At 60.9% G+C, this 17,382-nt stretch carries 19 protein-coding genes; 12 read left to right on the top strand and 7 right to left on the bottom strand.

Features of this window, described 5'->3' with window-relative positions; translation table 11 throughout:
• Positions 1 to 119: 119 nt before the first annotated feature.
• Positions 120 to 1,451 carry a trigger factor gene (gene tig, locus ABM428_RS07725; protein ID WP_132996772.1) on the bottom strand — a complete coding sequence of 444 codons (1,332 nt, stop codon included), beginning with the start codon at positions 1,449 to 1,451 and terminating at the stop codon, positions 120 to 122.
• 213 nt (positions 1,452 to 1,664) lie between these two features.
• Positions 1,665 to 1,952 carry a DUF2312 domain-containing protein gene (locus ABM428_RS07720; RefSeq protein WP_009826729.1) on the bottom strand — a complete coding sequence of 96 codons (288 nt, stop codon included), beginning with the start codon at positions 1,950 to 1,952 and terminating at the stop codon, positions 1,665 to 1,667.
• A 107-nt stretch (positions 1,953 to 2,059) separates the two neighbouring features.
• Here ABM428_RS07720 and ABM428_RS07715 point away from each other — a divergent pair, with 107 nt between their 5' ends.
• From ABM428_RS07715 to ABM428_RS07700, 4 genes are all read left to right on the top strand, one after another.
• Entirely contained in the window at positions 2,060 to 2,299 is a 240-nt protein-coding gene (locus ABM428_RS07715; RefSeq protein WP_037943991.1) for a hypothetical protein, read from the top strand.
• A gap of 183 nt (positions 2,300 to 2,482) precedes the next feature.
• On the top strand, positions 2,483 to 2,914 hold the full coding sequence (locus ABM428_RS07710; protein WP_353627797.1) for a YeeE/YedE thiosulfate transporter family protein: 432 nt from the start codon (positions 2,483 to 2,485) through the stop codon (positions 2,912 to 2,914).
• A gap of 1 nt (position 2,915) precedes the next feature.
• Positions 2,916 to 3,347 (top strand): DUF6691 family protein, encoded by a 432-nt coding sequence (locus ABM428_RS07705; RefSeq protein ID WP_132996774.1) that lies wholly within the window; start codon positions 2,916 to 2,918, stop codon positions 3,345 to 3,347.
• Positions 3,348 to 3,355: 8 nt separating this feature from the next.
• On the top strand, positions 3,356 to 3,778 hold the full coding sequence (locus ABM428_RS07700) for a TIGR01244 family sulfur transferase (RefSeq protein WP_005852802.1): 423 nt from the start codon (positions 3,356 to 3,358) through the stop codon (positions 3,776 to 3,778).
• A gap of 262 nt (positions 3,779 to 4,040) precedes the next feature.
• On the opposite strand, the gene ABM428_RS07695 is transcribed toward ABM428_RS07700, so the two are convergent.
• From ABM428_RS07695 to ABM428_RS07680, 4 genes are all read right to left on the bottom strand, one after another.
• A complete protein-coding gene (locus ABM428_RS07695) occupies positions 4,041 to 6,734 on the bottom strand; it encodes a sensor histidine kinase (RefSeq protein ID WP_168593069.1) in 2,694 nt (897 codons plus the stop codon).
• Positions 6,734 to 7,006: a hypothetical protein gene (locus tag ABM428_RS07690; RefSeq protein ID WP_009826724.1), complete on the bottom strand. Its 273-nt coding sequence runs from the start codon at positions 7,004 to 7,006 to the stop codon at positions 6,734 to 6,736. The genes ABM428_RS07695 and ABM428_RS07690 overlap by 1 nt, the downstream gene beginning before the upstream one ends.
• The gene (locus ABM428_RS07685; protein ID WP_340287081.1) at positions 7,003 to 7,386 is read right to left on the bottom strand and encodes a response regulator; all 384 of its coding nucleotides are present in this window, start codon (positions 7,384 to 7,386) and stop codon (positions 7,003 to 7,005) included. Before ABM428_RS07685 ends, ABM428_RS07690 begins: the two co-directional genes overlap by 4 nt.
• Positions 7,387 to 7,493: 107 nt before the next feature.
• Positions 7,494 to 8,789: a short-chain fatty acyl-CoA regulator family protein gene (locus tag ABM428_RS07680; RefSeq protein WP_353627796.1), complete on the bottom strand. Its 1,296-nt coding sequence runs from the start codon at positions 8,787 to 8,789 to the stop codon at positions 7,494 to 7,496.
• Between the two features lie 231 nt (positions 8,790 to 9,020).
• Between ABM428_RS07680 and ABM428_RS07675 the strand changes: the two genes are divergently transcribed.
• The 8 genes from ABM428_RS07675 to aat all read left to right on the top strand — a co-directional run bounded on the left by ABM428_RS07675 (position 9,021) and on the right by aat (position 17,054).
• Positions 9,021 to 10,385, top strand: coding sequence for a substrate-binding protein (locus ABM428_RS07675; RefSeq protein ID WP_037943985.1), 1,365 nt, complete (start codon positions 9,021 to 9,023; stop codon positions 10,383 to 10,385).
• Between the two features lie 88 nt (positions 10,386 to 10,473).
• Positions 10,474 to 11,505: a branched-chain amino acid ABC transporter permease gene (locus tag ABM428_RS07670; protein ID WP_009826721.1), complete on the top strand. Its 1,032-nt coding sequence runs from the start codon at positions 10,474 to 10,476 to the stop codon at positions 11,503 to 11,505.
• Between the two features lie 3 nt (positions 11,506 to 11,508).
• Positions 11,509 to 12,717 carry a branched-chain amino acid ABC transporter permease gene (locus ABM428_RS07665; RefSeq protein WP_005852794.1) on the top strand — a complete coding sequence of 403 codons (1,209 nt, stop codon included), beginning with the start codon at positions 11,509 to 11,511 and terminating at the stop codon, positions 12,715 to 12,717.
• Between the two features lie 15 nt (positions 12,718 to 12,732).
• Complete coding sequence (locus ABM428_RS07660) at positions 12,733 to 13,497, top strand: ABC transporter ATP-binding protein (RefSeq protein WP_005852793.1); 765 nt, start codon at positions 12,733 to 12,735, stop codon at positions 13,495 to 13,497.
• A 60-nt stretch (positions 13,498 to 13,557) separates the two neighbouring features.
• On the top strand, positions 13,558 to 14,313 hold the full coding sequence (locus ABM428_RS07655) for an ABC transporter ATP-binding protein (protein ID WP_005852792.1): 756 nt from the start codon (positions 13,558 to 13,560) through the stop codon (positions 14,311 to 14,313).
• A gap of 249 nt (positions 14,314 to 14,562) precedes the next feature.
• Entirely contained in the window at positions 14,563 to 15,063 is a 501-nt protein-coding gene (gene accB / locus ABM428_RS07650) for an acetyl-CoA carboxylase biotin carboxyl carrier protein (protein WP_009826719.1), read from the top strand.
• A gap of 10 nt (positions 15,064 to 15,073) precedes the next feature.
• Positions 15,074 to 16,426 (top strand): acetyl-CoA carboxylase biotin carboxylase subunit, encoded by a 1,353-nt coding sequence (gene accC / locus ABM428_RS07645; protein WP_132996778.1) that lies wholly within the window; start codon positions 15,074 to 15,076, stop codon positions 16,424 to 16,426.
• Positions 16,419 to 17,054 carry a leucyl/phenylalanyl-tRNA--protein transferase gene (aat, locus tag ABM428_RS07640; protein WP_132996779.1) on the top strand — a complete coding sequence of 212 codons (636 nt, stop codon included), beginning with the start codon at positions 16,419 to 16,421 and terminating at the stop codon, positions 17,052 to 17,054. The genes accC and aat overlap by 8 nt, the downstream gene beginning before the upstream one ends.
• Here aat and ABM428_RS07635 read toward each other — a convergent pair.
• Positions 17,018 to 17,371 (bottom strand): DUF2155 domain-containing protein, encoded by a 354-nt coding sequence (locus ABM428_RS07635; RefSeq protein WP_260001937.1) that lies wholly within the window; start codon positions 17,369 to 17,371, stop codon positions 17,018 to 17,020. The genes aat and ABM428_RS07635 overlap by 37 nt on opposite strands.
• Between the last annotated feature and the right edge of the window lie 11 nt (positions 17,372 to 17,382).

Here is a 17,382-nt window from a genome sequence, read left to right as displayed (position 1 = left end):
TTGACCGGAACTGCCGCATTTTGCTGCACTAAAACGGATACCCCCCCAGCCGTCCAACGAAAAAAGCCGCCCCAATCGGGACGGCTTTGATCTTCGTGATACCGAAAAAGGGGAAAGACTTATTCGTCTTCCAGCTCTTCTACGGCTTTCTGCAGGTCTTCTTTCGACACTTCTTTCTCGTTCAATGTCGCCTGTTCAAACACGTGATCAACGACTTTGTCTTCGAACAAAGGTGCGCGCATCTGCTGTTGCATCTGCTGGTTTTGCTGAACGAATTCAAAGAACTGACGTTCCTGACCGGGGTACTGACGTGCCTGGTTCATGATCGCTTGCGTCATTTCCGCGTCGGTGACCTGAACTTCGGCTTTCTGACCCAGCTCGGCCAGCAGCAGGCCAAGACGCACGCGGCGCTCGGCGAGCTTCTTGTGCTCGTCTGTGGTTTCGATTTCCGGGTGGTCGTGGCCCTGAACATCAGGGTTGTCTTCGTGCCACAGCTGGTGCGCGATCTGGCCTGCTTCGGCTTCGACCAGCGACGGCGGCAGGTCAAAGCTGACCAGCTTGTCCAGCTCGTCCAGCAGACCGCGTTTCATGACAGCGCGCGACGCACCGGCATATTCCGCTTCCAGACGCTCTGCGATCTGGGATTTCAGCGCAGCCAGATCTTCGGCACCGAATTTCTTGGCCAGCTCGTCGTCCACTTTCGCGGCAACAGGCATTTTCACTTCTTTAACCTTGCACTCGAACACGGCTTCTTTGCCGGCGAGGTGAGGTGCCTGGTAATCTTCCGGGAAGGAGACCGTTACGTCTTTCTCGTCGCCTGCCACAACACCGACCAGCTGCTCTTCGAAACCGGGGATGAAGGAGTTGGAGCCCAGCACCAGCGGGTAATCTTCTGCCGCGCCGCCTTCAAAGGCTTCGCCGTCTACTTTGCCGAGGAAATCGAATGTGATCTGGTCGCCGTCTTCTGCCTTGGCACCCTCTTCGCGGGCTTCAAAGTCCTGTGCGGTCTCTGCCAGGTTGGCCAGCGCCTCTTCAACGGCGGCGTCATCGGCTTTGACAACCATTTTTTCCAGCGTGATGGACGACAGGTCGACTTCTGGGATCTCGGGCAGTGCTTCGTAGGTCATGGTGACCTCGACGTCGTCGCCTTCTTTCCAGTCTTCATTCGCCATTTTGACGTCGGGCTGCATCGCAGGGCGATCGCCGGACTTTTCAAAATGCTCTTGCATGGCGCCATCAATGCTTTCCTGCATTGCTTCGCCCATAACCTTTTGGCCGAACTGCTTTTTCAGCAGCGCCATTGGGACTTTACCTTTGCGGAAACCCTTCATCTCGACTTCGGGCTGCGCTTCGGCCAGCTTTTCGTTGACCTTGGCCTCCAGCTCAGCTGCTGTCACAGTGATGGCATAGCCGCGTTTCAGACCTTCGTTCAGCGTCTCGTTGACCTGCATGTTTGCTCCATAGGGTAAGGCCGCGCATTGCGGGGCGCGGGCGGAAAAATTTCCGCTCTTCTATTGGGGCCTGCGCTTGGGCGCAAGCGGATTTGGCGGCGGGGTCCCGTGGGACGGGGCGAATTGCCCCCTGCCCCCGCGTACCGATGGCATTAAACGTCTCGCGCGGCGTCCAGTGGGCGCATAATCAGCCCCCGAGGCACCGCATCCGGCTCAGGACATGCCAAGCGCTTCTTTATACATCTCAAGCACGGCTTCTTCTTCGGCGATATCATCGGCTTCACGCTTGCGCAGAGCGATGATCTTGCGCAGCACCTTGGTGTCGTAACCGCGGGATTTCGCTTCGGCCATCACCTCTTTTTGCTGTTCGGCGAGGTCTTTCTTCTCGGCATCCAGCCGTTCGATCCGCTCTACGAACTGGCGCAGCTCATTCGCGGTCACGCGATATGTGGCATCACCGATGGCGTCTTGGGATTCGGGATTGGTGGCACTGTCGCTCATCTGGGGCGTCCTATGTCTTGAATGGGTCAGCGCATTGACTACCCGCGTGCCTGCGCTGCCGCAAGCCACTCTTGCCCATTGGGCGGAATTCGGATAGCTCGCGGCCTATGGAAAATGCATCTCTTTCACTCTTTGACGTCCTGATCTGGGCGGGCGCGGCGATCTCTTTTGTAGGGTTGGTCGGGCTTGTCTGGTGTATCCTGCGCGTGGCCCGTGCCAAACGCGCGGCCCTGCCCGAAGAAGAGATGCGGATCGTCCTGCAAAAAGTGCTGCCGATGAACCTTGGCGCATTGCTGCTGTCGGTGATCGGGCTGATGATGGTCGTGATCGGTATCATCCTCGGCTGAGGCAGGTGACGGCCACTTTCTGCCCCTGTCTCTATAGATAACGCCCCTGTCTCTATAGATAACAAACGCCCAGAGACCGACACAGCGTCAACCTCGCGCTTGCGGCTTGCCACACATTCAGCATTCATTATATGTTTTCCCGACACCCGCCGCTTACGGCGGTACGAAAGGGCGATATAGCATATGATTGAAGCAGATTGGATTTGGGGCCTGATTGGCGGGCTGATGATTGGCAGCGGCGCTGCGGTCTACCTGTTGGGGAATGGCCGCATCATGGGGGCCAGCGGCATTATCGGCGGGCTGGTGGACGTATCGGCGCGCGGCGCTTGGGCCGAACGCGGCAGCTTTCTGGCGGCGCTGATCATCCTCCCTGCGGTGATCGCAGTCTTTTCCCCCGTCCCTGCGACCACCAACCTGACAGAGAACCTGTGGCTGGTCGGCGCGGCTGGTCTTCTGGTCGGGCTGGGCACGCGCATCGGCAATGGCTGCACCTCGGGTCACGGGGTCTGCGGCATTTCGCGGCTGAGCCCGCGCGGTATCGTTGCCACGCTCGTTTACATCGCGGCAGGCGCGCTGATGGTTGTCGCCCTGCGCGCCCTGGTCGGAGGGGTCTGAGATGCGCAATATGCTTGCCGCCCTCGCCGGGGCCTTGTTTGGCACCGGGCTATATCTGTCCGGCATGACCGATACCCAAAAGGTCCAGGGGTTTCTGGATTTCTTCGGGGATTGGGATCCGACGCTCGCCTTTGTTATGGGCGGGGCCATTTTGCCGATGGCGGTCGCTTGGGCGCTGACCCGTGGGCGGCGGCCCGTGGTGGGCGGTGATTTCCCTGAACGCCCCGACCCGCGGCTGGACCGCAAGCTGATCGTGGGGGCCGTGCTCTTCGGCGCGGGCTGGGGGCTGGTCGGGCTTTGCCCGGGGCCTGCGCTGGCGTCGCTTGGCTTTGGCGGCTTGGGCGGCCTGATTTTTCTGATCACCATGCTGGCGGGTATGATGATCGCCCCCAAAGCGCGGCGGATACTAGACACAACGCGGGCGGCTGGATAAGTCAAACTATGGATATTCGTCAAATCACCCCCCGCTTCTTTGCTGCCCCTCAGATCGACCCCTCCGATATGGAGGCGATCAAAGAGGCTGGCGTTACCTTGATCCTGTGCAACCGTCCCGACGCGGAAGTGCCCCCCAGCCACCAGCATGCCGCCATCCAGGCCGCGGCAGAGGCGGCTGGCTTGCGCTTTGCGGTGCAAGAGCTGACGCACCAAACGATGACCCCTGATGTCATTGCCCGTAACCGCGAGATCGGCGTGGCGCAGGACGAGGTTGTTCTGGCCTATTGCGCCTCGGGTACACGGTCGACCATCGCTTGGGCCTTGGGTCAGGCAGGCGAACAACCGGCAGACGCGCTGATTGAGGCCGCACGGGCCGGTGGCTACGACCTAAGCCATATGCGCGGCGTGCTCAGCGCCCCCTACGCGTAACCGCAACGCGCCACGGGTCAGCGCGCAACCAGTCAACGCGCCACCGGTCGATCCGCCAAGGATCAGGCCAACCGCGCCGTTGCGGAAGCCATACCAACGGATAGCGCCAAGACGGCGCTGTCTCCCCGCATCTGATGTCACCGGCATCATTTGACGAAACTCACATCCCTTACCCCATCGCACGCCTCCTTCACTGCCATTTCACCCCTATGAAATGACGCAGAGAGGTTACGATTCCCTTTAAAGAATCGAAAAAATCGCGCTAGGCCCCATTCTGCGCCAACGGCAATTCAACCCGGAAACCGGTGCCCGACACCTCGGTGAGATACGAGATATCCCCCTGCAAACGTTTGATAATCTCGCGGCATATCGCCAGTCCCAGACCGGCCCCCTCGCCGCCCTGCCCGGGCAAACGACTAAACTTTTCGAAAATCAATTCCTGAGACGCAGCATCGATCCCCGCGCCATTGTCGATCAGGTCCACAATGATGCGCTGCCCCCGCTGGTGGGCGCGGATTGACAGCTGCGGGTCGTCGGCAACGCAATACTTCTGCGCATTTGTGATAAGGTTGATGAAAACCTGCACGAGCCGGTCCAGATCCGTCTCCAACATCACCTCCTCGCCCGCCAGATCGCGGTCAATCGTGATCGCGCGGGTATTGGCGGCGCGCGCTGTGGTCACGGCCTGATCCAGCACATCGCGCAGCGACCCGCGCTGGCGGTTCAACGACACCTCGCCGTTTTCCAGCACAGACAGGTCCAGCAGATCGTCCAGCAACCGCGTCAGCCGGATGGTTTCGGAGTGGATGATCGAGGCATAGCGCGTCTTTTCTTCGGGCCCGAGCCCTTGGGCGTCGCGCAGAATCTCGGAGAACGACCGGATAGAGGTCATGGGCGTGCGCAGTTCATGGCTGATCTGGCTCAGAAAACTGTCTTTCTGATGCGACAGTTGCGTCAGCTTGTCATTGGCGCGGCGCAGCTTCGCGGCGGTATCGGTCAGCTCGCGCGACTTGATTTCAAGCTGGCTTGAATACTCCAGCATCTGCGCCGATTCGTCCGCCACCGCCAGCAGATCCTGCACCGAGACAGAGGCACCGCCGACCAGCTGCGACACCATCGCATGGGCCGTCGCCGCCCCGACCGAGGCTGCCAATTCACGCTCCAGCGCCTGGACAAAACGCGGCGTGGGCTCTGGCAAACCATCCGATTTTTCCTGCAACTGGGCTTGCGCGCGGAAAAATCCCTGCGCCTCGGCGGGGCCCAAAATCCGCTGCGCCATGATCATCAGATCCTCGCTGGCCGCGACAGACGCGCTCCACCCGCGGGCGGCGGTGGAATGGTCGAAGATATTGACAAATTGCGCGCCTTGCAGCCGCTCGACAGGGGCGGGAAAGCTGAACAGGGACACGGCGACAAAGACCAGCGCATTGAGCGAAAGGCTCCAGATCACTGCGTGAACAGTGGGGTCCAAACCGTTGATTCCAAACAAGGCTTCGGGGCGCAGCCAGATCATACCGAACAGCCCGTCCTGAAAGGTCGCAACCGACAGCGCCGCGCCGGTGCCAAAGCTGGGCAAGAGCATCGTATAGACCCAGATCGCGAAGCCCACGCTTAGCCCGCAGACGGCCCCCGTGCGCGTGGCCCCGCGCCAGAAGATACCGCCCAGCAACACCGGCAGGAACTGCGCGACCCCCCCGAAAGAGATCGTCCCGATCGCCGCCAACGCACCGCCGCCGCCCGACAGCCGGTAATAGAAATACCCCAGCGAGATGATCAGCAGGATGGACAGCCGCCGCGACAGGATCACCACATGACGCACATCGCCCGATTGTTGCACCGAGTTCTGCCCGTAGGTCAGCCAGATCGGCATGACGATATGGTTGCTCACCATTGTCGAAAGCGCCAGCGTCGCCACGATCACCATCGACGTGGCCGAGGAAAAGCCCCCCAGAAAGGCAAACATCGCAAGGCTGTTCTGCCCTTGGCTGAGCGGCAGGCTCAGCACGAACAGATCGGGGTTCGACCCTTCGGGCAGCAGGTCCAGCCCGACCACGGCAATCGGCACGACAAACAGACTCATCAGCATGAGATACAGCGGGAAGGCCCAGCTGGCGGTTTGCAGGTGACGTTCGTCGTCATTCTCCACCACCAGCACCTGAAACATCCGCGGCAGGCAGATGAAGGCCGCAGCGGCCAGCAGCGTCAGCGCGGCCCAACGGCCGCCTTCGACCTGCCATTGACCAAGGGCCGACCGGTCGATCTGCGCCAGCGCCTGATCGACGCCGCCCGCCAGCCCCCAGACCACGAAAACGCCGACGGCCAGGAGGGCCAGCAGCTTGACCACCGCCTCGACAGCGATGGCGATGACCACGCCGTGGTGGCGTTCGTTCACGTTGAGATTGCGGGTGCCGAAGAGCACGGTGAATAGCGCCAGCCCCACCGCGACCCAAAAGGCCGCCTGTGCGGAATTCAGCGGATCGCTGCCCGGTGTCACCCCCGGCTCGGCGCTGGCAAAGATCGACAGGGACAGGGTAACCGATTGAAGTTGCAGCGCGATATAAGGCGTCACCCCGATCACCGCCATGATGGTGACCAAGATCGCCAGCAGGTTCGATTTGCCATAGCGCGAGGAAATCAGATCCGCGACAGAGGTCACCCGATGCGACCGCCCGATGCGCACCAACCGCCGCAGCACCCACCACCAGCCGATCATCACCAGCGACGGGCCAAGGTAGATCGTCACAAACTCCAACCCCGACCGCGCGGCATAGCCAACGGCGCCGTAAAAGGTCCAGGCGGTGCAATAGATCGACAGCGACAGCGTATAGACCAGCGGAGAGCGCAACAGCCAGTCGCCCCGCCCCCGTGCCGCCGCACGCTCTGCCGCGAAGGCCACGGCAAAGAGCCCGACCACGTAAAGCAGACAGACCGCGACCAACTGGTTCAGCGACACCATCAGTCTTGAGCTTCCTGAGCAATCTGCCGCGCCGTGCGCCGCCAGAGCAGAAAGCACAAGACGATGCCCGCCAGCCAGACGCCAAAGACATAGCGCAGCGCGTGCGACATGGGCACGGCCGCGCCGACAGGGGCATCCTGCACAGGCCAGAGCAGCGGCACCATCCAGAAGGCCAGCACCAGCAAGGGCAGCAGACGGACGGCATCCATCATGCGGCGAAACCGGTAGCTGCGCCGTTCCAGAAACAGCGGCGAGCCGGGGGGCTTGCTCATGCTTTTGCGGTGCCTGCGGCGGTCAGGTCGCGCACGGCTGCAAGCATATCGGCGTTGGAAAACGGTTTGGTCATAAACCGGCTGACCCCGGCCTCTAGTGCGATTTCGCGGTCGCGGGTCTGACCGCGGGCGGTCAACATCAGGATCGGCAGATCAGCCAACGCCGCATCCGCACGCAGTTCTTTCAGGATTTCGAAACCGCTTTTGCCCGGCAGCATCACATCCAGCATCACCAGATCGGGGTTGGCGTTGCGGATCACCTCCACGGCTGTCGCGCCATTGGCCAGCGTTTCGACGCGCCAGCCCTCACGGCCGAGTAAAAATCGTATCGCCTCGGCGATGTTCGTCTCGTCTTCCACGAGCACCACATGCTTGCCCATTGGCAAAATCCCTCCCTGTGGCCCTGGTCGCTTGTGCCGCGATCTCGGTAGGCCGAGCGGCAAGATGCACGGAAAACCCTGCCCTGTCAAAAGCCTGTTGCCCCGCGCTAGACCCCGTCATTCAGGATCGACGGTTCGCGCCGCGCCGGACAGGCTGCGCGCGGGCAGACGCGACAGGTGGCCCCCACATCCAGCGCGGGCGCGCTGTCCGGCCCCGCGGGCAGGATCAACATCACCGAATGCAGCAAGGGTACCGCGTTGTAATCGCGCACGCTTTGCGTTTCGCAGGTGGCAAAACAGTCAAAAGCAGAATGACCCCGCCCCAATTGCGCGACCCGTTGTTTCTGCACCATACCCGGGCTGCCCAGAACGGCGAACAGCGGCCAAAGCGGGCAACAGGCCCCAAAGCGCGGCACGACGAAACCGTCGATGGATTTGCGAAAGATCAACGTGCCCGACCGGTCGCAGATCACCAGCCCTGCCCCCAGTTCCGGCACCGTCGCCATGCGCCGCAAGACGCGGGCCACGGGCTGGCGCAGCTCTGCACCAAGCGCCACGGGGTCGGGTCTAAGCCGGTCAAGCGCCTGTGTCAGCCGCGTGATCGGCAAGGCTTCGGCGTCGATGGCGATCTGCTGCAACACATCGCGCGCGATGTGACGCGCAGCCACGCTTTGCAGTTCGGGGGCGGTCTGGATCAGCTTGTCGATAGCATCCGCATCCCCTTCGGTGATCTCGAGCGTGGCAAAACGATAGCGATGTGCGGCCAGAAACGCCTCTACCTCCTCTTGCGGGGAATCGGCGGCGGGGGTGATTTCGGGGTCGGCCTCAAGATATCCCACAAGCGCCTGCGCGCTATCGGCAAGGCGACGGCTGTCCTGATCGATGTTGATGTGAAACCGGTCGCGCCATTCGGGTTCAAGCGTTTTGGTATCGGCCAAAATCGACGCGGTGGACCGGATCGCGGCAGCGGTCGTCAGCAGTTCGTGCATAGAGGCCGCCAGATGCGGGTCATGGGCCAGCCGGTCGGTCAGGGTTTCGACCGTACGCTCCAACGTGGCGATCCGGCGCTGCGCGGTGGCCAGCACATCGGCCCAGCCCGGGAACCGCCCGGCAAATTCATCGGCGCGGGTCGCCTCTGGCCCGCTGAGCCGCGCATCATCCGCCGCCTCGCGCAGGGTGGCGATCAGCGCAGCCTCCGCCCCTTCGGTCAACGCCGTCGGCTCCACCCCAAGGGCGGCGGCGATATTCAGCAGCAGCTTCCCGCCGATTCTGCGACGGTTGTGTTCGATAAGATTCAGATAGCTGGCCGAGATGCCGATCCGCTTGGCAAGGTCCGCCTGTTTCTGCCCCGCCATCACCCGACGTTCACGGATGCGGCTGCCGGTCAGCGCATCACGGGTCACGCGGCACCCCCGCACGAATTATATTGCGTTATCAACGGCTTTCTGCGCTGCAATATCATTAAATTTACAACTCCCCCTCAACCTGTGCGAATATATTTACAGAATAGTTGTTTTTATCAAGGGGCTTGTTGATCGGTTTTCAGTTTTCCTCTCATATCATATTTGCACCTCTGTGCATCATGGACCCGGAAAAATAATCGGGCCGTGATTTCAACATTTGGGAGGAATTACATGTCATTTTCTAACTTGACGCGTCGTGGCGTGATCAAAACCGGCGCTGCTGCCGGGGCCGGTCTGGCGCTGCCGACGTATCTAAGCGCGGCCGCGCATTCCGGCTTTACCAACGCGCCAACGGGCGACACGGTGACGCTTGGCTTTAACGTACCCCAATCAGGCCCCTACGCGGACGAAGGCGCAGACGAGCTGCGCGCGTTCGAGCTGGCGGTCGAGCACCTGAACGGTCAGGGCGACGGCGGTATGCTGAACACCTTCAGCTCTAAGGCGCTGGAAGGTAACGGGATCATGGGCAAGAAAGTCCAGTTCGTGACCGGCGACACGCAGACCAAATCGGACGCGGCCCGCGCATCGGCGCAGTCGATGATCCAGAAAGACGGCGCGATCATGATCTCGGGCGGCTCAAGCTCGGGCGTGGCGGTTGCTGTGCAGGGCCTGTGCCAAGAGGCCGGCGTGATCTTTATGGCGGGTCTGACCCATTCGAACGACACCACGGGTAAAGACAAGAAAGCCAATGGCTTCCGTCACTTCTTCAACGCCTATATGTCCGCTGCCGCTTTGGCACCGGTGCTGAAAAACCTCTACGGCGATGATCGTAAAGTCTATAGCCTGACAGCCGACTACACATGGGGCTGGACGCAGCAGGAATCCATTCAGGCCGCGACCGAAGCCATGGGCTGGGAAACCATCAACGACGTGCGCACGCCGCTCGCCGCGACCGATTTCTCGTCCTATATCGCGCCTGTCCTGAACTCCGGTGCGGATGTTCTGGTCCTGAACCACTACGGCGGAAACATGGTCAACTCGCTGACCAACGCCGTGCAGTTCGGCCTGCGCGAAAAGCAGGTGAACGGCAAGAACTTCGAGATCGTCGTGCCGCTCTATTCAGAGCTGATGGCCCGTGGTGCGGGTGAGAATATCACCGGTATTGTCGGTTCGCAGAACTGGGACTGGAAGCTCGAGAACCAGATGGGCGACCGCTACAAAGGCACCAACGCGTTCGTTCAGTCCTTCGGCGAAAAATACGGCTTCCCCCCCAGCCAGGCGGCACAGACCTGCTATGCGCAGACGCTGCTGTACGCGGATGCGGTGGCCCGTGCCGGATCGTTCAACCCCTGCGCCGTCGGCGAAGCCCTTGCCGGGTTCGAATTCGACGGTCTGGGCAACGGCCCGACGCTGTACCGCGCCGATGACCACCAGTGCTTTAAGGACGTTGTGGTCGTGCGCGGCAAAGAGAACCCCGAGAATGAATTCGATCTCGTGGAAATCGTCGAAGTCACCCCAGCCGATCAGGTCACCTATGCACCTGACCACCCGATGTTTGCGGGCGGCGAGTTGGGCGACTGCAACCCCGGCGCGTAAACCAAGTCTAAGGCAGGGGGTGACCCCTGCCTTACCTTGCGGGCGGGCTTTTCCGCCTTTCACTTCTTAAAAATTCGAGGGCACCGCGATGGACGCCATTCTTTTGCAACTTCTTAACGGGTTGGACAAAGGTTCAGCCTATGCGCTCATCGCGCTTGGTCTGACGTTGATTTTCGGCACGCTGGGTGTCGTGAACTTTGCCCACGGGGCGCTGTTCATGATCGGTGCCTTCTGCGCCGTCACGCTAAGCAAGATTTTCACGCTCAGCCATAAGGCATCGGAACCCTCCGGCGTCGATTTTCTGGGCAAGCCGAAATACGAGGACATTCTCTATATCAAGGACTGGTTCGGAGAGACCGCCGGTGCCTGGATGCTGGATTGGTCCGTTCCCCTGTCGATCCTCTTTGCCGTGCCGATCATGCTGGCCATCGGCTTTGTCATGGAGCGCGGGTTGATCAAACATTTCTACAAGCGCCCCCATGCCGACCAGATTCTGGTGACCTTCGGTCTGGCGATCGTGTTGCAAGAGGTGATCAAGTATTTCTACGGCGCGAACCCGATCCCCACCTCCGCCCCGGAGGCGTTTCGCGGGTCGTTCGACTTTGGCGTGATGCTGGGCTTTGATCCCAATGCGATCATCTACCCCTACTGGCGCCTGATCTATTTCGCTTTCTCGGCGGTCATCATCGGCGGCGTTTTTGCCTTCTTGCAGTTCACCACCTTCGGGATGGTCGTACGCGCCGGTATGGCCGACCGCGAAACCGTCGGTCTGCTGGGCATCAACATCGACAAACGTTTCACCATCATGTTCGGCATCGCCGCCGCGGTCGCCGGTCTGGCCGGTGTCATGTATGCGCCGATCAATTCGCCCAACTACCACATGGGTATGGATTTTCTGGTGCTGAGCTTTGTGGTCGTCGTGGTCGGCGGCATGGGGTCGCTGCCCGGTGCCGTGCTGGCGGGGTTCTTGCTGGGCATTCTGGAAAGCTTTGCCTCCATGAACGAGGTCAAGAACATCCTGCCCGGCATTGACCAGATCATCATTTACGTTGTCGCGATACTCATCTTGCTGACACGCCCCCGTGGCCTGATGGGCCGCAAAGGCGTGATGGAGGAATAACCCATGCACTCACTCACGAAAAAAGACTTTCTCCTGCTGTTGGTGGTGGCATTCCTGACCATGGCAGCCCCTATCATCCTGAACCCCTTCCCCGCCGGATCAGGGCTGGCGCAGTTCAACGCGGGCTACCCCGACTTGATGCAACGCTTTGTGATCTTTGGCATCTTTGCCATCGGCTTCAACATTCTGTTCGGGTTGACCGGATACCTCTCTTTTGGTCACGCGGCCTTTCTGGGGGTCGGTTCCTACTCTGCCGTGTGGATGATGAAGCTCTTGTCGATGAACGTGATCCCCGCGATCCTTTTGTCCGTGATCGTGGCGGGGCTGTTCTCTGTCGTGATCGGCTTTGTCTCGCTGCGCCGGTCGGGGATCTACTTTTCGATCCTGACGCTGGCCTTTGCGCAGATGTCGTTCAACCTTGCCTATTCGGTGCTGACGCCGATCACCAACGGGGAAACCGGCCTGCAAATCGCGCTGAGCGATCCGCGTATCCTTGATGGGGCGAATGCACCCAGCTACCCCAATCTGTTCGGGGCGCAAATGAATGCGGCGACGACGCTGGATTTCGGGGCGTGGTCCTTCACCTTCTCGGTCGGGTATTACCTGTGTGCCGTGATCATGCTGCTGGCGTTCTATATCTCGATCCGCGTCTTCCGGTCGCCCTTCGGCATGATGCTGCGGGCGGTGAAATCCAACCAGCAACGGATGAACTACACGGGCCTGAACACCAAACCCTACACGCTGGCGGCCTTTGTCATCTCTGGCATGTATGCCGGTCTGGCCGGTGGCCTGCTGGCCGCAATGGACCCGCTTGCCGGTGCTGAACGGATGCAGTGGACCGCCTCGGGCGAGGTGGTTCTGATGACCATCCTTGGGGGTGCGGGCACCCTTCTGGGGCCGGTTCTGGGCGCGGGCTTTATCAAGTACTTTGAAAACATCTTTTCCAAGATCAACGATAACGTGCTGCACGGTTGGTTCGCCTTTATGCCCGATGGGCTGGAAGACACACTGATCACGCTGATCCACCCCTTTGTGGGCAAGGGCTGGCACCTGACGCTGGGCCTGCTGTTCATGCTGGTCGTGATCTTCCTGCCCGGTGGTCTGGTCGAAGGCGGTCAACGTATCGGTCGCGTGTTCCGCCGCAAGGACCGCAACGCCGGATCGGTCGAGGCAGACGCCGCCGCACAACGCAACACACCCCCAGCCGAATAAGAAGGAGCTGAACAGATGGCCATTCTCGAAGTCAAAAATGTCGGCAAACGTTTCGGCGGGTTGCAAGCGCTGAGCGACGTGAACCTCAGCGTCGCGGAAAACTCGGTCCATGCGATCATCGGGCCGAACGGGGCGGGTAAATCCACGCTGCTGAACTGTCTGGTGGGCAAGCTGATCCCCGATACAGGATCGGTCATGTTCGACGGGCAGTCGGTGCTGGGGCGCAAACCCTACGAGATCAACCAGATGGGGATTTCCCGCGTATTCCAGACGCCAGAAATCTTCGGCGATCTCAGCGTGCAGGAGAACATGATGATCCCCTGCTTTGCCAAACGTGACGGGGCGTTCCAGATGAACGCGCTCACGGCCATGTCGAGCCAGCGTGACGTGATCGAAAAAGCCGAGGAGATGCTGGTCGAGATGAAGCTCGCCGACAAGCGCCACATGCACGCGGCCTCTATGTCGCGCGGGGACAAACGTCGGTTGGAAATCGCGATGTGCCTGTCGCAAGACCCACGCCTGCTGCTGCTGGATGAACCCACAGCAGGCATGGCGCGGGCCGATACCAACAATACCATCGACCTGCTGAAGCAGATCAAGGACGAACGCGACATTACCATCGCCATCATCGAACACGACATGCATGTGGTGTTCTCGCTGGCGGAACGGATCACCGTGTTGGCCCAAGGCACCCCGCTGGTCGAAGACACCCCCGACAACATCAAAGGCCACCCCAAGGTGCGCGAGGCGTATTTGGGCGAATCCCAGGACGCCGCCTGACGCGTGGGGGCTCCCCCCTCCCGCGTCGCCCCGCACCAGAGGCTTTGCAAGGACAAGACTATGAACACGAAACCCGATTTCTCGAACAGCGCCAACCACGCCGCTACCGCCCCCGCCTATCTTTCGGTCTGGGACATCCACGCCTATTACGGCGAAAGCTACATCGTGCAGGGCGTCAGCTTTAACGTGCATGAAGGCGAAATTCTGGCGCTTCTGGGCCGCAACGGGGCGGGGAAAACCTCTACCCTGCGGGCCATCGCGCAGATCGGCGACCCCGAGTTGCGCAAAGGCGAGGTCTGGCTCGACCACCAGCCGCTGCACAAGATGGCCAGCCACGAGGCCGCCGCAAACGGTCTGGCGCTGGTCCCCGAAGACCGCCGCATCATCGCGGGTCTCACGGTCGAGGAAAACCTGCAACTGGCGCAGATCGCCCCCCCTATCGGCTGGTCGCTTGACCGCATCTACGAATTATTCCCCCGCCTCAAGGAACGCCGCAAGCAAGAGGGCGTGACCCTGTCGGGCGGCGAACAGCAGATGCTGGCGATTGCCCGTGCGCTGGCCCGTGACATCAAGGTGCTGCTGCTGGATGAACCCTATGAAGGGCTTGCCCCCGTCATCGTGGACGAGATCGAAAAGACCCTGTCGCTGATCAAATCCCAAGGCATCACCACCATTCTGGTCGAACAAAACGCGGTGCGTGCGCTTAAACTCGCGGATCGTGCGGTGATCCTTGATACCGGCGGCGTGGTGTTTGACGGCACCGCCGAAGAGGTGCTGAACAACGCCGAACTGCGGGCCGAATATCTGGCAATCTGACGGCCAAGCCTCGACGCGTGCGGGAAAAACAGACGAAACATATGTTTCACACCGGCATTTTCCCGCGCCCGCGTCCCCCTGTCACATCCCCCATATCCCTCGCCCCGATCCGCTGCCCGATCCCGTGCTTTGCGCGGCCAAGCTTACGTTAGGCAACTGCTTGCTTTTCATGGCTGCGCCCATGCCCTATAAGGCAGCAATTCAAGGGCACAGGCAGCGCCCGATCGACTTAGACTGGCTGAGGAAAATATGACAAAAAACACCCATGACGCCGATGTGGCTTTTATCCAGGCGCTCGCCGAGTTGCTGAATGAAAACGATCTGACCGAATTGCAGGTCAAGCGGGATTACGCCGAGGATGACAGCCTGAATGTGCGCGTCAGCCGTAAACCCCCACAACAAATCGTCGCGCCGCAACAGGCGCAGTCGGCCCCTGCACAATATGCAGCCCCCGCCCCCGCGGCCCCAGCAGCGGCAGCAGCCCCTGCCGCAGACAACAGCGACCCGGCGGATCACCCCGGCGCAGTCGTCTCTCCGATGGTGGGCACCGTCTATATGCAAGCCGAACCCGGCGCGCCCGCCTTTATCTCTGTCGGGACAAGCGTTTCCGAAGGCGACACGCTGTTGATCGTCGAAGCGATGAAAACCATGAACCACATTCCTGCGCCACGCTCCGGCACGGTCAAGCGGATCTTGGTAGAAGACGGCGCCGCCGTTGAATTCGGCGCGCCTTTGGTGATCCTGGAATAAGGCGAAACCCATGTTCAAAAAAATCCTAGTCGCAAACCGCGGCGAGATCGCGTTGCGCGTGATCCGTGCGGCCCGCGAGATGGGCATCGGGTCTGTCGCCGTCCATTCGACGGCTGACAGCGATGCGATGCATGTGCGCATGGCAGACGAATCTGTCTGCATCGGCCCGCCCTCTTCGCAGCAATCCTATCTGTCGATCCCGTCGATCATCGCCGCCTGCGAGATCACCGGTGCCGAAGCGATCCACCCCGGATACGGTTTCTTGTCGGAAAACGCGGGCTTTGTGCAGATCGTCGAAGACCACGACCTGACCTTCATCGGCCCCACAGCGGAACACATCCGCATCATGGGCGACAAGATCACCGCCAAGGACACCATGAAAGAGCTTGGCGTGCCTTGCGTTCCCGGGTCTGACGGCGGCGTGCCCACATTGGCCGAAGCCAAGCGTATCGGTGAGGAAATAGGCTATCCGGTGATCATCAAGGCGACCGCCGGTGGGGGGGGCAAGGGCATGAAAGTGGCGCAATCCGCCGCTGAAATGGAACGTGCCTTCATGACCGCCCGCGCCGAGGGTAAATCGAACTTCGGCAATGACGAAGTCTATATCGAGAAATACCTGACCACGCCCCGCCACATCGAGATTCAGGTCTTTGGCGACGGCAAGGGCCGTGCTGTCCACCTGGGCGAGCGTGACTGTTCGCTGCAACGCCGTCACCAGAAGGTTTTCGAAGAGGCCCCCGGCCCGTCGATCACCGCCGAAGAACGCGCGCGGATCGGCAAAGTCTGTGCCGATGCGATGGCCAACATCAACTACATTGGTGCCGGCACGATCGAATTCCTTTATGAAAACGGCGAATTCTACTTCATCGAGATGAACACGCGTTTGCAGGTAGAACACCCTGTGACCGAAGGCATCTTCGGGGTCGATCTGGTGCGGGAACAGATCCGCGTTGCAGCCGGTATGGACATGTCCTTTACCCAAGAAGACCTGCAGATCAACGGCCACGCGATCGAGGTCCGGATCAACGCCGAGAAACTGCCGAACTTCTCGCCCTGCCCGGGCAAGATCACGCAGTATCACGCCCCAGGCGGGCTTGGTGTGCGGATGGATAGCGCGCTGTATGACGGCTATAAAATTCCGCCCTATTACGACAGCCTGATCGGCAAGCTGATCGTCCACGGGCGCGACCGCCCCGAAGCGCTGGCGCGTCTGCGTCGCGCCTTGGGCGAGCTGATCGTGGATGGGGTCGACACCACGGTGCCGCTGTTCCACGCGCTGCTGGACGAACAGGACGTGCTGACAGGGGATTATAACATCCACTGGCTAGAGCATTGGCTTGAAACCAACTTGGGCAATGCCTGACCTCACGCCCGAGCTGTTATTACACGGCTATTCCATCGGGATTTTCCCCATGGCCGAACACCGCGACGACCCAGAGATTTTCTGGGTCGATCCGCGGCGTCGGGGCGTCTTTCCCCTCGACGGGTTCCATATCTCGCGGTCCCTGGCGCGCGCGATGCGGCGCACACGCTTTACCATCACCACCAACACCGCGTTCAACGAGGTTGTCACCGGCTGCGCCGACCGCGCCGACACCTGGATCAACGCCGAGATTTTCGGCCTTTACGCCCAGCTACATAGGCTTGGTCATGCCCACGCCCTTGAGGTCTGGGAGGATGACATGCTGGTGGGCGGGGTCTATGGCGTCACGCTGGGGCGTGCGTTCTTTGGCGAAAGCATGTTTTCGAGGCGCGACAACGCGTCCAAGATCGCGCTGGCCTGTCTGGTGGACCGGTTGAACCGCGGCGGGTTTACCCTGTTTGACACGCAGTTCCTGACCCCGCATCTGGCGTCCCTTGGCGCGCAAGAGATCACCCGCGCGGCCTATCACGCACGGCTAGAGATGGCGTTGATGAAAACGGCAGATTTCACAGCGCCCGCTGCGGCCAGCCCTCAGGACGTAGTGCAGCGGATGACCCAGATGTCATAGCGCGGATGCTCCAGCGCCGACAGCGCGGGGGCAGAGGCGATCATCCAGCCTGCAAAAAGCCGGTTCTCGTCGCCCGTCTCGACGATCTCGAGCTCGGCATAGGCGTCGCCCGCAGGGTTGCCCGACGGATAGCGACATTCGTTCATCGTCACATTCAGATTGCCCACGCGCGCGGTTTCGCCGCGGCGCATTTCAACGTCACGCGACACACCCGATACCTTGTCGAGCGCGCGCAAAACTCCGCCTTCAGCGCTGGCGACCTGCTGTGCCTGCACCGGTGCGGCCATTACGGCGAGCATCATCAATATCTTGCGCATCACATGGGTTC

The sequence above is a fragment of the Sulfitobacter sp. TCYB15 genome (assembly GCF_040435955.1).
GTDB classification, from domain to species: Bacteria; Pseudomonadota; Alphaproteobacteria; order Rhodobacterales; family Rhodobacteraceae; genus Sulfitobacter; species Sulfitobacter pontiacus.
This window is presented reverse-complemented; position numbering and strand designations above follow the sequence as displayed.